At 54.4% G+C, this 13,815-nt stretch carries 13 protein-coding genes; 10 read left to right on the top strand and 3 right to left on the bottom strand.

The window, feature by feature from the left end:
* Positions 1 to 54 precede the first annotated feature (54 nt).
* The 9 genes from murC to mutT all read left to right on the top strand — a co-directional run bounded on the left by murC (position 55) and on the right by mutT (position 10,922).
* A complete protein-coding gene (gene murC / locus ACK13D_RS18880) occupies positions 55 to 1,533 on the top strand; it encodes a UDP-N-acetylmuramate--L-alanine ligase (RefSeq protein ID WP_010253883.1) in 1,479 nt (492 codons plus the stop codon).
* Positions 1,523 to 2,443, top strand: coding sequence for a D-alanine--D-alanine ligase (locus tag ACK13D_RS18875; protein ID WP_418796983.1), 921 nt, complete (start codon positions 1,523 to 1,525; stop codon positions 2,441 to 2,443). The genes murC and ACK13D_RS18875 overlap by 11 nt, the downstream gene beginning before the upstream one ends.
* 1 nt (position 2,444) lies before the next feature.
* Positions 2,445 to 3,284, top strand: coding sequence for a cell division protein FtsQ (gene ftsQ, locus ACK13D_RS18870; protein WP_010253887.1), 840 nt, complete (start codon positions 2,445 to 2,447; stop codon positions 3,282 to 3,284).
* On the top strand, positions 3,281 to 4,537 hold the full coding sequence (gene ftsA / locus ACK13D_RS18865) for a cell division protein FtsA (protein ID WP_010253890.1): 1,257 nt from the start codon (positions 3,281 to 3,283) through the stop codon (positions 4,535 to 4,537). Before ftsQ ends, ftsA begins: the two co-directional genes overlap by 4 nt.
* 71 nt (positions 4,538 to 4,608) lie before the next feature.
* Complete coding sequence (gene ftsZ / locus ACK13D_RS18860; RefSeq protein WP_010253892.1) at positions 4,609 to 5,763, top strand: cell division protein FtsZ; 1,155 nt, start codon at positions 4,609 to 4,611, stop codon at positions 5,761 to 5,763.
* A gap of 101 nt (positions 5,764 to 5,864) precedes the next feature.
* On the top strand, positions 5,865 to 6,782 hold the full coding sequence (lpxC, locus tag ACK13D_RS18855) for a UDP-3-O-acyl-N-acetylglucosamine deacetylase (protein ID WP_010253894.1): 918 nt from the start codon (positions 5,865 to 5,867) through the stop codon (positions 6,780 to 6,782).
* 300 nt (positions 6,783 to 7,082) lie between these two features.
* On the top strand, positions 7,083 to 7,589 hold the full coding sequence (gene secM / locus ACK13D_RS18850; RefSeq protein WP_418796982.1) for a secA translation cis-regulator SecM: 507 nt from the start codon (positions 7,083 to 7,085) through the stop codon (positions 7,587 to 7,589).
* A gap of 74 nt (positions 7,590 to 7,663) precedes the next feature.
* On the top strand, positions 7,664 to 10,372 hold the full coding sequence (secA, locus tag ACK13D_RS18845) for a preprotein translocase subunit SecA (protein WP_010671827.1): 2,709 nt from the start codon (positions 7,664 to 7,666) through the stop codon (positions 10,370 to 10,372).
* 154 nt (positions 10,373 to 10,526) lie between these two features.
* Positions 10,527 to 10,922, top strand: a complete 396-nt coding sequence (gene mutT, locus ACK13D_RS18840; protein WP_010253900.1) for an 8-oxo-dGTP diphosphatase MutT — start codon at positions 10,527 to 10,529, stop codon at positions 10,920 to 10,922.
* Between the two features lie 35 nt (positions 10,923 to 10,957).
* Here the strand turns inward: mutT and yacG are convergent, their stop codons facing one another.
* The 3 genes from yacG to coaE are packed head-to-tail and all read right to left on the bottom strand — an operon-like array spanning position 10,958 to position 12,520.
* A complete protein-coding gene (yacG, locus tag ACK13D_RS18835) occupies positions 10,958 to 11,155 on the bottom strand; it encodes a DNA gyrase inhibitor YacG (protein WP_010253903.1) in 198 nt (65 codons plus the stop codon).
* Between the two features lie 8 nt (positions 11,156 to 11,163).
* On the bottom strand, positions 11,164 to 11,907 hold the full coding sequence (gene zapD, locus ACK13D_RS18830; protein WP_010253906.1) for a cell division protein ZapD: 744 nt from the start codon (positions 11,905 to 11,907) through the stop codon (positions 11,164 to 11,166).
* A 4-nt stretch (positions 11,908 to 11,911) separates the two neighbouring features.
* Positions 11,912 to 12,520, bottom strand: coding sequence for a dephospho-CoA kinase (gene coaE / locus ACK13D_RS18825; RefSeq protein WP_187494539.1), 609 nt, complete (start codon positions 12,518 to 12,520; stop codon positions 11,912 to 11,914).
* A 234-nt stretch (positions 12,521 to 12,754) separates the two neighbouring features.
* Here coaE and ACK13D_RS18820 point away from each other — a divergent pair, with 234 nt between their 5' ends.
* Positions 12,755 to 13,795, top strand: a complete 1,041-nt coding sequence (locus ACK13D_RS18820) for a GMP reductase (protein WP_010671832.1) — start codon at positions 12,755 to 12,757, stop codon at positions 13,793 to 13,795.
* Positions 13,796 to 13,815 lie beyond the last annotated feature (20 nt).

Here is a 13,815-nt window from a genome sequence, read left to right as displayed (position 1 = left end):
GTCTGACCTGTACCCGGACTGGGTACAAACTGAAATAGCAGGTAACTGAGAGCGATGAATACACAACAATTGGCAAAACTGCGTTCTATCGTGCCCGAGATGCGTCGCGTCCGGCACATCCACTTTGTCGGCATCGGCGGTGCTGGCATGGGCGGTATTGCCGAAGTGTTAGCAAATGAAGGCTACCATATCAGCGGTTCAGATCTGGCCCCTAACCCGGTGACGCAGAACCTGATTGCGCTGGGTGCCACCATTTATTTTAACCATCGCCCCGAAAACGTGACCGATGCCAGCGTCGTGGTGGTTTCCAGCGCCGTTTCGCAGGATAACCCCGAACTGGTGGCGGCACGTGAACAGCGTATCCCGGTGATCCGTCGCGCGGAGATGCTGGCTGAGCTGATGCGTTTTCGTCACGGCATCGCCGTTGCGGGTACCCATGGCAAAACGACCACCACGGCGATGGTGTCGAGTATTTATGCGGAAGCGGGTCTCGATCCGACTTTTGTTAACGGTGGACTGGTCAAAGCAGCAGGCACCCATGCCCGTCTGGGTCACAGCCGGTATCTGATTGCTGAAGCGGATGAGAGTGATGCGTCGTTCCTGCATCTGCAGCCGATGGTGGCGATTGTGACCAACATCGAAGCTGATCATATGGACACTTATCAGGGCGATTTTGAGAACCTGAAGCAGACGTTTATTAACTTCCTGCACAACCTGCCGTTTTACGGTCGTGCGGTGATGTGTGTGGATGATGCGGTTATTCGTGACCTGATCCCACGCGTGGGACGCCATATCACCACGTACGGTTTCAGTGATGATGCTGACCTGCGCATTGAAAATTATGAACAGAGTGGCGCGCAGGGGCATTTCACCTTGATCCGTCAGGATAAAGCACCGCTGCAGATTACGCTGAACGCGCCGGGTCGCCACAACGCCCTGAATGCGGCAGCCGCCGTCGCCGTCGCCAGTGAAGAGGGCATTGAAGACAATGCTATCCTGGCTGCGCTGGAGAGTTTCCAGGGCACGGGCCGTCGCTTTGATCTGCTGGGTGAATTCCCGACAGAGCCGGTCAACGGACAGCCGGGCACCGCGATGCTGGTTGATGATTACGGTCATCATCCCACCGAAGTGGACGCGACAATTAAAGCCGCGCGTGCAGGCTGGCCGGATAAAAAACTGGTGATGGTGTTTCAGCCGCACCGTTACAGCCGTACCCGCGATCTGTTTGATGATTTCGCCAACGTACTGTCGCATGTGGATGTGTTGCTGATGCTGGATGTTTACTCTGCCGGTGAAACCGCTATTCCGGGTGCTGACAGCCGGTCGCTGTGCCGTGCGATTCGTAATCGCGGCAAGGTGGATCCGATTCTGGTGCCGGAACATGACGCGCTGCCAGAGATGCTGGCACCGCTGCTGTCAGGCAATGACCTGATTCTGGTGCAGGGAGCCGGTAACGTCGGCAAGGTTGCCCGCAAGCTGGCTGACACTAAGCTCCAGCCGGAACGCAAAGCGGAGGATCGTCATGGCGGATAAAGTTGCAGTATTAATGGGTGGCACCTCGGCAGAGCGTGAGGTTTCGCTGAAGTCGGGTCAGGCCGTCCTCGCCGGATTACGGGAAATGGGCATTGATGCGCATGGCATCGATACCCGTGATGTCTCTGTGCTGACGCTGAAAGAGCAGGGCTTTACCAAAGCCTTTATCGCGCTGCATGGCCGGGGCGGAGAAGATGGCACGCTGCAGGCGGTGCTGGAGTTCCTGCAACTGCCGTACACCGGCAGCGGCGTGATGGCATCGGCCGTGACCATGGATAAGCTGCGCACCAAGCTGCTGTGGCAGGGACGTGGTTTACCGTCAGGAAAGTTTGTCTGGCTGACGCGTCAGCAGTTTGATGCCGGTCTGGACGCAGAAAACAACGCGGCAATTGCGGCCCTTGGCCTGCCACTATTTGTGAAGCCAGCCTGTGAAGGCTCCAGCGTAGGCATCAGTCGGGTTAACGATCTGAGCGCGCTGCCGGCGGCACTGGACATGGCGTTTAAGCATGACAATGACGTGCTGGTCGAAGCGTTTCTCAGCGGCGCGGAGTACACCGTCGCGATTGTGGGCGATCGTATTCTGCCTTCGATTGAAATAAAGAGCGCCAGCGAGTTCTATGACTATGAAGCTAAATACATTTCTGACGATACTCAGTACGTCTGTCCGGCCGATTTAAGCGCTGAACGTGAAGCGGAATTACAGCAGCTGGTACTGGCGGCCTGGCGTGCGCTGGGATGTCGCGGCTGGGGACGGGTTGATGTGATGACCGACGGGGAAGGGCGCTTTCAGTTACTGGAAGCCAATACCTCACCGGGCATGACCAGCCACAGTCTGGTGCCAATGGCAGCGAAACAGGCGGGCATGAGCTTCCCGCAGCTGGTTGCCCATATTCTGGAGCTGGCCGACTGATATGTCACAGGCGGCGATGAGAGTTCGAAACCGTGAACCGCAGGAGCGTATTCGCACCGGGCGCAGTAACGGTGCCCGACTGTTCGGCATTATTTTTCTGCTGATCGTCATCGGGATTATGGTTGCTGGCGGGCTGGTGGTACTGAAGTGGATGAACGATGCGTCCCGGCTGCCATTGTCAAAACTGGTGGTGACAGGACAGACGCATTACACCACACACGATGATATTCGTCAGGCGATTTTGTCGCTGGGTCCGCCTGGTACGTTTATGTCTCAGGACGTGGACATCCTGCAGCAGCAGATTGAGCGGCTGCCCTGGATTAAGCAGGTCAGCGTACGTAAGCAGTGGCCGGACGAACTGAAGATCCACCTTGTGGAGTACACACCGGTGGCGCGCTGGAACGATTTGCACATGGTGGATGCTGAGGGTGTCTCCTTCAGCGTACCCGCCAGTCATGTCGGCAAAGAGACAATGCCGATGTTGTACGGGCCGGAAGGGAGTGAGAAAGAGGTCCTGGCGGGCTATCACAGCATGGATGATGTGCTGAAAGCCCGGAAGTTTACTCTGAAGGTGGCGTCGATGACGGCGCGGCGTTCATGGCAGCTGGTCACCAGCGACGATGTTCGTATCGAACTGGGCCGCAGCGACACCATGAAACGACTGAATCGCTTTATTGAGCTCTACCCGGTGCTGCAACAGCAAGGTCAGAACGAGAGCAAACGTATCAGCTACGTGGATTTACGATACGACTCTGGCGCTTCTGTTGGCTGGACACCGATCGTGATGGAGCCACAGGACAGTAATCAGCAACAGAACCAGGCACAGGCTAAACAACAATGATCAAGGCAACGGACAGAAAACTGGTAGTTGGACTCGAAATCGGCACTGCGAAGGTTGCCGCCCTGGTTGGGGAAGTTCTGCCCGATGGTATGGTCAACATTATTGGGGTGGGCAGCTGCCCTTCCCGCGGTATGGATAAAGGTGGCGTAAACGATCTTGAGTCGGTGGTGAAATGCGTTCAGCGCGCCATCGATCAGGCTGAGCTGATGGCAGATTGCCAGATCTCCTCCGTCTACCTTGCTTTATCGGGCAAACATATTAGTTGTCAGAACGAAATCGGGATGGTTCCGATTTCCGAAGAGGAAGTGACTCAGGATGATGTAGAGAACGTCGTACATACCGCCAAATCGGTGAGAGTACGTGACGAGCATCGCATCCTGCACGTCATTCCTCAGGAATACGCCATCGACTATCAGGAAGGGATTAAAAATCCGGTCGGGCTTTCCGGCGTGCGTATGCAGGCGAAAGTGCATCTGATCACCTGCCACAACGATATGGCGAAGAACATCGTTAAAGCCGTTGAACGTTGCGGGCTGAAAGTGGATCAGCTGATTTTTGCCGGTCTCGCCTCCAGTTTTGCCGTTCTGACTGAAGACGAACGTGAGCTGGGCGTGTGTGTTGTCGATATTGGTGGCGGTACAATGGACATAGCCGTATATACCGGCGGCGCTTTACGGCACACTAAGGTTATTCCGTATGCAGGCAACGTCGTTACCAGCGACATCGCCTATGCGTTTGGCACACCACCAACGGATGCTGAGGCGATCAAAGTGCGCCATGGTTGCGCGCTGGGCTCGATTGTCGGCAAAGACGAGAACGTTGAGGTGCCGAGTGTGGGCGGACGTCCACCACGTAGCCTGCAACGTCAGACGCTGGCTGAAGTGATTGAGCCGCGTTACACCGAACTTTTGAATCTGGTCAATGACGAGATTCTGCAGTTACAGGAACAACTGCGTCAGCAGGGCGTGAAGCATCACTTAGCCGCAGGCATTGTCCTGACCGGTGGTGCAGCGCAAATCGAAGGACTGGCGGCCTGTGCGCAACGCGTATTCCATACGCAGGTGCGTATCGGACAGCCGCTGAATATTACCGGCCTGACTGACTATGCGCAGGAATCGTACTACTCCACTGCCGTGGGACTGTTGCATTACGGCAAAGAGTCGCACATGAACGGTGATGCAGAGACCGAAAAACGGGTCTCAGTAGGTAACTGGTTCAAGCGTATTAACAGTTGGTTAAAAAAAGAGTTTTAATTTTTGTGAAAGGGGATCATGCTGTTTTCTTTAGTGATCTCCAGGCGACAGGCACATAACGGAGAGAAATCATGTTTGAACCTATGGAATTAACCAACGACGCGGTGATTAAAGTCATCGGCGTCGGTGGCGGCGGCGGTAACGCCGTAGAGCACATGGTACGCGAGCGTATCGAAGGTGTGGAATTCTTTGCTGTGAATACCGACGCGCAAGCGCTGCGTAAAACAGCTGTCGGCCAGACCATTCAGATCGGTAATAACATTACCAAAGGTCTGGGTGCGGGTGCGAACCCGGAAGTGGGCCGTAACTCTGCAGAAGAAGATCGCGAAGCACTGCGTTCTGCGCTGGAAGGGGCAGACATGGTCTTCATCGCAGCAGGTATGGGCGGCGGTACCGGTACCGGTGCAGCGCCTGTCGTGGCTGAAGTGGCTAAGGAGCTGGGTATCCTGACGGTGGCGGTTGTCACCAAGCCGTTCAACTTCGAAGGCAAAAAGCGCATGGCGTTTGCCGAGCAGGGCATCGCCGAACTCTCTAAGCATGTCGATTCACTGATCACCATTCCAAACGACAAGCTGCTGAAAGTGCTGGGCCGTGGTATCTCTCTGCTGGATGCGTTTGGTGCAGCTAATGACGTGCTGAAAGGCGCCGTTCAGGGTATCGCTGAGCTGATCACTCGTCCTGGCCTGATGAACGTCGACTTTGCTGACGTGCGTACCGTCATGTCCGAAATGGGCTATGCGATGATGGGTTCAGGCGTCGCGTGCGGTGAAGATCGTGCGGAAGAAGCGGCTGAAATGGCGATCTCCAGCCCACTGCTGGAAGATATCGACCTTTCTGGTGCGCGTGGCGTGCTGGTCAACATTACGGCGGGCTTCGACCTGCGTCTGGATGAGTTCGAGACCGTGGGTAACACTATCCGCGCCTTCGCCTCTGACAACGCGACCGTCGTGATCGGTACCTCATTGGATCCGGAAATGAATGACGAACTGCGCGTCACCGTGGTGGCAACCGGTATCGGCATGGACAAGCGTCCTGAAATCACCCTGGTGACCAACAAGCCAGCCAGTCAGCCAGTGATGGATCATCGCTATCAGCAGCACGGTATGTCACCGCTGCCGCAGGAGCAGAAACCTGCTGCCAAAGTCGTTAACGACCAGGCTGCGCAGTCGAACAAAGAGCCCGATTATCTTGATATTCCAGCCTTTTTACGTAAGCAGGCCGATTAGGATTAACCCTATAATTGGGATTCTCCGCTCTTTGTGCTAAAGTCTCTGTCCGCTGGTAAAGTATACTGGCGGTCGGACAGGTGATATTGCGAGATAATACGATGATCAAACAAAGGACATTAAAACGTATTGTTCAGGCGACTGGTGTCGGTTTACATACCGGCAAAAAAGTCACCCTGACATTACGCCCTGCGTCGGCTAATACCGGGGTCATCTATCGTCGCACCGACTTGAATCCACCGGTAGATTTTCCGGCTGATGCAAAATACGTGCGCGACACCATGCTGAGTACCTGCCTGGTGAATGATGAAGGCGTGCGTATTTCAACGGTTGAACACCTCAATGCCGCCCTGGCGGGTCTGGGTATCGACAACATTATTGTTGAAGTCGATGCGCCAGAAATCCCGATCATGGATGGCAGCGCAGCACCGTTTATCTATCTGCTGATGGATGCGGGCATCGAGCAGCTCAACAGCGCGAAGAAATTTGTGCGTGTTAAGCAGACCGTGCGTGTGGAAGAGGGTGACAAATGGGCCGAGATCAAACCGTTTAACGGCTTCTCGCTTGATTTCACCATCGACTTCAAACACCCGGCTATCGATTCCAGCTCACAGCGTTATGCGATGAACTTCTCTGCTGACGCCTTTGTTCGTCAAATCAGCCGGGCGCGTACATTTGGCTTTATGCGTGAAATCGAATATCTGCAGTCTAAAGGCCTGTGCCTGGGCGGTAGCTTAGATTGTGCGATAGGTCTGGATGATTTCCGCGTACTGAATGAAGAAGGCCTGCGTTTTGAGGACGAGTTTGTCCGTCACAAAATGCTGGACGCGATTGGCGACTTGTTTATGTGTGGTCACAACATCATTGGCGCATTCACTGCGTTCAAATCGGGCCACGCGCTGAACAACAAGCTGCTGCAAGCGGTTCTGGCTAAGCAGGAAGCCTGGGAATGGGCAACCTTCGAAGACGAAGCTGAACTGCCGCTGGCATTCAAAGCACCGAATCTGGTTCTGGCTTAATTACCCCGGAACGTGAAACGGCTGGTTATGCTGACACCCTCTCCGGTCAGCGGCGCCAGCCGTTTTTTATTGCCTCTTATCACACGCCTGATGACTGCGACCTCGCTCGCAAAGCGTTGTCTGTTCTGCTGATTTGCTGAACAATCACACGTGTTTTCTCTCGCCATCACTTTAATCCCAGGTGTAGATGCCCCACATTAATGATACTATCTGTGGCGCTTTTACAGGCCGAAATCCGTTGCGGCTCGCGGCGGGTACCAGAAAACAAGAGCGCAACAGAGCATGCGCGATGGAAAGGTTGTGATCGGGATTCTTCTGCGCTGGCGACAATTAGGTAGACGCTACTTCTGGCCTCATCTCCTGTTAGGGATGGTAGCGGCCAGCTTTGGCCTGCCAGCCTGTGCGCAAAGCTCCGAACTCAACGCGTCGTCTGAATCTCCGGCCATCAGTCTCTTTCTTGGCAGTGCCACACGCTTTGATCACCTGATCCGGCTGCAGGAAGCGTCCCGACGCCCGAGCTTCAGCGTGGATTACTGGCATCAGCACGCCATCCGCACCGTTATTCGTCATCTCTCTTTCACGCTGGCGCCCCAGGCGCAGGCGGAGCAACAGGCATTACCGCTGGCGGCACAAAAGCTGGCGCTGATCGACTCACTGCATAGTTTACTGACATCACATTCTGCGCTGCACACTGCACCGCAGCAGATCTCTACGCCGCCTCTTTTCACGGCCGTTACCCGTTCATGGGTAGAATGGCATGCCAGCGTGCATGGCATTCGTGCCGGACCTGCCCGATTGTTCTGCTAATATTTTTGGTTTTATTCACTCTGTTAAGATTTCGCAGTCCGGAATGCTCCGGCTGAATTGAGAATATATTTACTATGTTAAGCAAAATATTAACCAAGGTTTTTGGTAGCAGTAACGATCGTACCCTGCGTCGTATGCGTAAAGTGGTGGACGTCATCAATAAGATGGAGCCCGATTTTGAGAAGCTCTCTGATGATGAACTGAAAGCGAAAACTGATTTGTTCCGCGAACGCCTGAAAAAAGGTGAATCGCTGGAAAGCCTGATCCCGGAAGCGTTCGCAACCGTGCGTGAAGCGAGTAAACGCGTGTTCGGGATGCGTCACTTCGACGTGCAGCTGATCGGCGGCATGGTGCTGAACGATCGCTGCATTGCTGAGATGCGAACCGGTGAAGGTAAAACGCTGACCGCAACGCTGCCAGCCTACCTGAATGCGCTGTCCGGCAAAGGCGTTCACGTGGTTACCGTCAACGACTATCTGGCACAGCGTGATGCGGAAAATAACCGTCCGCTGTTTGAGTTCCTGGGTTTAACCATTGGTATCAACATGTCGGGCCTGCCGGCGGTGGCAAAGCGTGAAGCTTACGCAGCAGACATCACCTACGGCACCAACAACGAATATGGCTTCGACTACCTGCGCGACAACATGGCTTTCAGCCCGGAAGAGCGTGTACAGCGTAAACTGCACTATGCGCTGGTGGATGAGGTCGACTCCATCCTGATCGATGAAGCGCGTACGCCGCTGATCATCTCTGGTCCGGCGGAAGACAGTTCTGAGCTTTACACCAAAGTGAACAAGATCATCCCTCATCTGGTTCGCCAGGATAAAGAAGATACCGAAACCCATCAGGGTGAAGGCGACTTCTGGGTCGATGAAAAAGCGCGTCAGGCTCACATGTCTGAGCGCGGTCTGGTCAAAGTGGAAGAGCTGCTGGTCAGCGAGGGCATCATGGAAGCGGGCGAGTCACTCTACTCTCCGACCAACATCATGCTGATGCACCACGTCACTGCGGCGCTGCGTGCGCACGCACTCTTTACCCGCGATGTGGATTACATCGTGAAAGATGGTGAAGTGGTGATTGTTGATGAACACACCGGCCGTACCATGCAGGGTCGTCGCTGGTCTGATGGTCTGCATCAGGCGATTGAAGCGAAAGAAGGCGTTGAGATTCAGAACGAGAACCAGACGCTGGCCTCTATCACCTTCCAGAACTACTTCCGTATTTACGAGAAGCTGGCCGGTATGACCGGTACCGCTGATACCGAAGCATTTGAATTCAGCTCCATTTATAAGCTCGACACCATTGTCGTGCCGACTAACCGTCCGATGGTGCGTAAAGATCTGGCTGACCTGGTCTACATGACCGAGAAAGAGAAGATCGATGCCATTATCGAAGATATCCGTGAGCGTACTGCAAATGGTCAGCCGGTGCTGGTGGGAACCATCTCGATTGAGAAATCAGAAGTGGTCTCTAACGAACTGACCCGTGCCGGTATCAAACATAACGTTCTGAACGCCAAATTCCACGCCCGCGAAGCGGATATCGTGGCGCAGGCTGGTCAGCCGGGTGCGGTCACTATCGCCACTAACATGGCCGGACGTGGTACAGATATTATGCTGGGCGGCAGCTGGCACGCTGAAGTGGCCGAACTGGAAGAGCCAACTGAAGCGCAAATCGAAGAGATTAAAGCGGCATGGCAGATTCGTCATGATGCGGTTCTGGCGTCAGGTGGTTTACACATCGTTGGTACTGAGCGTCACGAATCGCGTCGTATCGACAACCAGCTGCGTGGTCGTGCAGGTCGTCAGGGTGACGCCGGTTCTTCTCGCTTCTACCTGTCGATGGAAGATGCGCTGATGCGTATTTTTGCCTCAGACCGCGTCTCGAATATGATGCGTAAACTGGGCATGAAGCCAGGCGAAGCGATTGAGCATCCGTGGGTCACCAAAGCGATTGCCAATGCCCAGCGCAAAGTTGAAAGCCGTAACTTCGATATTCGTAAGCAGCTGCTGGAATATGATGATGTGGCTAATGACCAGCGTCGCGCCATCTACAGTCAGCGTAACGAGCTGCTGGATGTGTCTGACGTTAGCGAAACCATCAACAGCATTCGCCACGACGTCTACAAAGTCACCATCGATACTTACATTCCGCCGCAGTCGCTGGAGGAGATGTGGGACGTGCCAGGCCTGGAAGAGCGTCTGCGCACTGACTTCGATCTGAACCTGCCGATTGCAGAGTGGCTGGATAAAGAGCCTGACCTGCATGAAGAAGTGCTGCGTGAGCGCATCATGACCCATGCTATGGAAAGCTACGCTGAGAAAGAAGAGATCGTTGGCGCAGAGATGATGCGCAACTTCGAAAAAGGCGTGATGCTTCAGACGCTGGATTCGCTGTGGAAAGAGCATCTGGCCGCGATGGACTATCTGCGTCAGGGCATCCATCTGCGCGGCTATGCGCAGAAAGATCCGAAGCAGGAGTACAAGCGTGAATCCTTCGCCATGTTTGCCGCGATGCTTGAATCACTGAAATATGAAGTGATCAGTACGCTGAGCAAAGTGCAGGTGCGCATGCCAGAAGAAGTTGAAGCGATGGAGCAACAACGTCGCGAAGAAGCTGAACGTCTGGCACAGCAACAGCAACTGAGCCATGTTGAAGAGGATCTGCTGGCAGCCGCAGAGCCTGTGGCGGAGCAGAGTGGTGAACGCAAAGTCGGCCGCAACGATCCCTGCCCATGTGGTTCCGGTAAAAAGTACAAGCAGTGTCATGGCCGCATCGCCTGAGACTGAATGCTAATAAAAAAGGAGCCGCTGGCTCCTTTTTTTATGTTCTCTGCCACCCAGGCAACAGCGACTCCGCTGAGCTAAAGCGGTTAACATCCGCTACGGCATGCTCTAAAATCAGGCTTCATTCACCCATTACTACCGGATAGTCTTCATGAAGCACCTGCAGGTTGCAGTTGGCATCATTCGCAATGCCAGTAAACAAATTTTCCTTGCCCAGCGCGCGGCGACCTCTTACATGGCGAACAAGTGGGAGTTTCCTGGCGGTAAGATTGAAGCGGGCGAAAGCGCCGAACAGGGATTGATAAGGGAACTTCAGGAAGAGACCGGGATTGAGGTCACCGAGGCACGCCCGATTGGTCATGCAGACCACAGTTATGACGATCTGCGCGTGACGCTGCATTTCTTTCTGGTTGAAGGGTGGAAAGGAGAGCCGTGGGGCAAAGAGGGTCAGCCACAGCGTTGGGTTGATCAGCATGCATTGGTCGCGGAGGAGTTTCCGCCCGCGAATCATCAGCTGATTGCGCGTCTGATCGCCGGCGAACTCTGAGCGGATGGGGCAGCGCGCCCCATCCGGTTCGGCTGTCAGCGATCTTCTTCACTCCAGTTGTCACTGTCGTTCATATCGTCGCGGCTGGGAATGCGTTTCTCTTCTGCGGCCCACTCACCTAAATCAATGAGCTGGCAGCGCTTACTGCAAAAGGGGCGCCACGGGCTGAGTTCATCCCAGATCACATCTTTGCCGCACTGCGGACAGGCAACGGTCATCACTTCTTGCTGCATTTTTACCTCTAACAACAGGCCAGTTGAAAATTAAGGCGGGCCGGAACTTCACCACGCTCACTATCAAGCGGCATAAAACGAATGGCGTAGCGGCTTTTATGTCCGGACACCTGTGGATAGAGCGCATCCTCCAGCGACAATTGCAGCCGCAGCAGATCGGCGCCTTCGGCATTATCCTGATAAAAACCATTAAGGCTGGTCTGCACATGAAACGCGCCGGACTGGCGGATCAGATCCAGTACCATCGCCAGCGCATGATACAGTGGCTCCAGCGTCAGCATCCAGGCTTCGACCTGCGCATCGCGTGCTTCCTGCGGCAGATGGAGCCAGATGTGCAGGCCTGGCAAATCAAAGCTGCAGCATCCACCAGGGATGCTCAGGCGCTGCCGCACCAGGGCAATCAGACGATCCTCGCGGAGTTGCTGGCCCATACGTGGGGCATTCATCAACTGCGTCGACTGGATTTTAAGTTTATCGCGCAGGGAATTAACCAGCGTCATATCAACACCTGGCACATCAGCCCATGCACGTAACTTTTGCTGCTGACGCTCCAGCTCTTTTAACAATTCAGTACGCATATCGCCACGCTCAAAAATGTCGAGCAGCTCGCTAATCAGGCGAAAAAAGGTCAGCGCATTAACGGTTTTATCCAGTGGGACAATTTCATCTAACTGATTGATCAAAAACTCAACCCGTAACCAGGTTCGCATTTTTTCATTCAGTGGGTGTTCAAACAGAACGGGTGTGCTCATGGTATTAATCCTGTTTCGTTGCCGCCAGCCTGAGATAGCGCTGATGGAGTTCGGCAACCTGCGGCAAGGCGTCGTCGGGCTCGCCACTGTTATCAATAATGTCATCGGCACAGGCGAGGCGCTGCTGGCGCGTCGCCTGTGCGGCAAGAATGCGTTTCGCCTGCGCGACGGAAAGATGATCACGCTGCCGGGTGCGCGCTAACTGCGTTGCCTCATCAACATCCACCACCAGTACCCGATCAGCCTGGTGCTGTAACTGATTTTCCACCAGTAGCGGCACCACCCAGAGCACATAAGGTGTGGTGGCTTCGGCGATCAATTGACGCGTCCGGACATTAATCAGTGGATGCAGCAGCGCGTTTAACCAGCTTTTTTCTTCCGGCTGCTGAAAAATAATGTCGCGAAGCCGGCTACGATCAAGCTTCCCCTCATCAGTCACTATCGACGTGCCATAGCGCGCCTGAATGGCCTGCAAAGCGGGTGTGCCGGGTTCGACAACTTCACGTGCTATCAGGTCAGCATCAATAATTTCCACGCCAGACGCTGCGAATGCCTGGGCAATCGTACTTTTGCCACTGCCGATCCCCCCTGTAAGCGCGACGATATAGGGCATGTTTCTCACCTGACTTCTCTTTTCGACAGGGCTTCAGGGTAATGATCTGTATAAAAAACGCAAAAATGCGCGTCAGATCACACCGATAAACCACAATTAAATTTAACGGATTGTAGCGTAAATAAAGTGAAATTCGCAGTCTTGTCGCGCAGCGAGAGGCGCGTATCATAACGTCACTGGAGCTGTGCTTACTTCGTGAACGACGATTCATTGCCACTTACCAGGACACTGTTTATGCGTATTGAAGAAGATTTAAAACTGGGCTTTAAAGATGTCTTAATCCGCCCCAAACGCTCCACGCTGCAAAGTCGCTCACAGGTTGAGCTGGAACGCAGCTTTACCTTCAGACATTCGGGCCTGAGCTGGAGCGGCGTACCGATTATCGCCGCCAACATGGATACCGTCGGCACATTTTCAATGGCTGAGGCGCTGGCCAGCTTCAATATCCTTACAGCAGTCCATAAGCATTACAGCGTAGATGAGTGGCGCGCGTTTATTCAGCGCGTCCCCGCGACGGTATTGAAACATGTGATGGTTTCAACCGGCACCTCGGAGGCCGATCTCAATAAACTGGTCGCGATTATGGCGCTGTCAGACGATCTGCAGTTTATCTGCATCGACGTGGCCAACGGTTACTCTCAGCATTTTGTTGATTTTCTGCAGCGCGCCCGTGAAACCTTCCCGGCTAAAACCATCTGTGCCGGTAACGTGGTAACGGGCGAAATGGTGGAAGAGCTGATTCTCTCTGGCGCGGATATCGTCAAAGTCGGCATTGGCCCGGGTTCGGTCTGTACAACCCGGGTGAAAACCGGCGTGGGCTATCCGCAGCTTTCCGCTGTCATTGAATGTGCCGATGCGGCGCATGGCTTAAGCGGACAGATTGTCAGTGATGGCGGCTGTTCAGTGCCTGGCGATATTGCGAAAGCGTTTGGCGGCGGTGCCGACTTCGTGATGCTGGGTGGCATGCTGGCGGCACATGATGAGTGTGAAGGGCAGGTGGTCGAAGAGAATGGCGAAAGCTTTATGCTGTTTTACGGCATGAGTTCCGAATCGGCGATGAAGCGTCACGTTGGCGGTGTCGCGCAATATCGCGCAGCAGAAGGTAAAACGGTGAAGCTGCCATTACGTGGCCCGGTTGCTGACACCGCGCGTGATATCCTGGGTGGACTGCGTTCCGCCTGCACTTATGTGGGGGCGGAGCGGCTGAAAGAGCTGACCAAGCGCACCACCTTTATTCGGGTTAATGAGCAGGAAAACCGCGTTTTCAACCGATAGTCATCCGGGGCGCAGCCTGC

The organism is Pantoea sp. K16 (genome assembly GCF_048452805.1).
Lineage (GTDB): Bacteria > Pseudomonadota > Gammaproteobacteria > Enterobacterales > Enterobacteriaceae > Pantoea > Pantoea agglomerans.
The sequence above is the reverse complement of the archived record's forward strand: the minus strand, read 5'-3'. Positions and strand labels throughout refer to the sequence as shown.

Bases quoted from the DNA above. Each gene is read 5' to 3' on its own strand.
- murC (WP_010253883.1), top strand. From the start codon at position 55: ATGAATACACAACAATTGGCAAAACTGCGTTCTATCGTGCCCGAGATG.
- ACK13D_RS18875 (WP_418796983.1), top strand. From the start codon at position 1,523: ATGGCGGATAAAGTTGCAGTATTAATGGGTGGCACCTCGGCAGAGCGT.
- ftsQ (WP_010253887.1), top strand. From the start codon at position 2,445: ATGTCACAGGCGGCGATGAGAGTTCGAAACCGTGAACCGCAGGAGCGT.
- ftsA (WP_010253890.1), top strand. From the start codon at position 3,281: ATGATCAAGGCAACGGACAGAAAACTGGTAGTTGGACTCGAAATCGGC.
- ftsZ (WP_010253892.1), top strand. From the start codon at position 4,609: ATGTTTGAACCTATGGAATTAACCAACGACGCGGTGATTAAAGTCATC.
- lpxC (WP_010253894.1), top strand. From the start codon at position 5,865: ATGATCAAACAAAGGACATTAAAACGTATTGTTCAGGCGACTGGTGTC.
- secA (WP_010671827.1), top strand. From the start codon at position 7,664: ATGTTAAGCAAAATATTAACCAAGGTTTTTGGTAGCAGTAACGATCGT.
- mutT (WP_010253900.1), top strand. From the start codon at position 10,527: ATGAAGCACCTGCAGGTTGCAGTTGGCATCATTCGCAATGCCAGTAAA.
- yacG (WP_010253903.1), bottom strand. From the start codon at position 11,155: ATGCAGCAAGAAGTGATGACCGTTGCCTGTCCGCAGTGCGGCAAAGAT.
- zapD (WP_010253906.1), bottom strand. From the start codon at position 11,907: ATGAGCACACCCGTTCTGTTTGAACACCCACTGAATGAAAAAATGCGA.
- coaE (WP_187494539.1), bottom strand. From the start codon at position 12,520: ATGCCCTATATCGTCGCGCTTACAGGGGGGATCGGCAGTGGCAAAAGT.
- ACK13D_RS18820 (WP_010671832.1), top strand. From the start codon at position 12,755: ATGCGTATTGAAGAAGATTTAAAACTGGGCTTTAAAGATGTCTTAATC.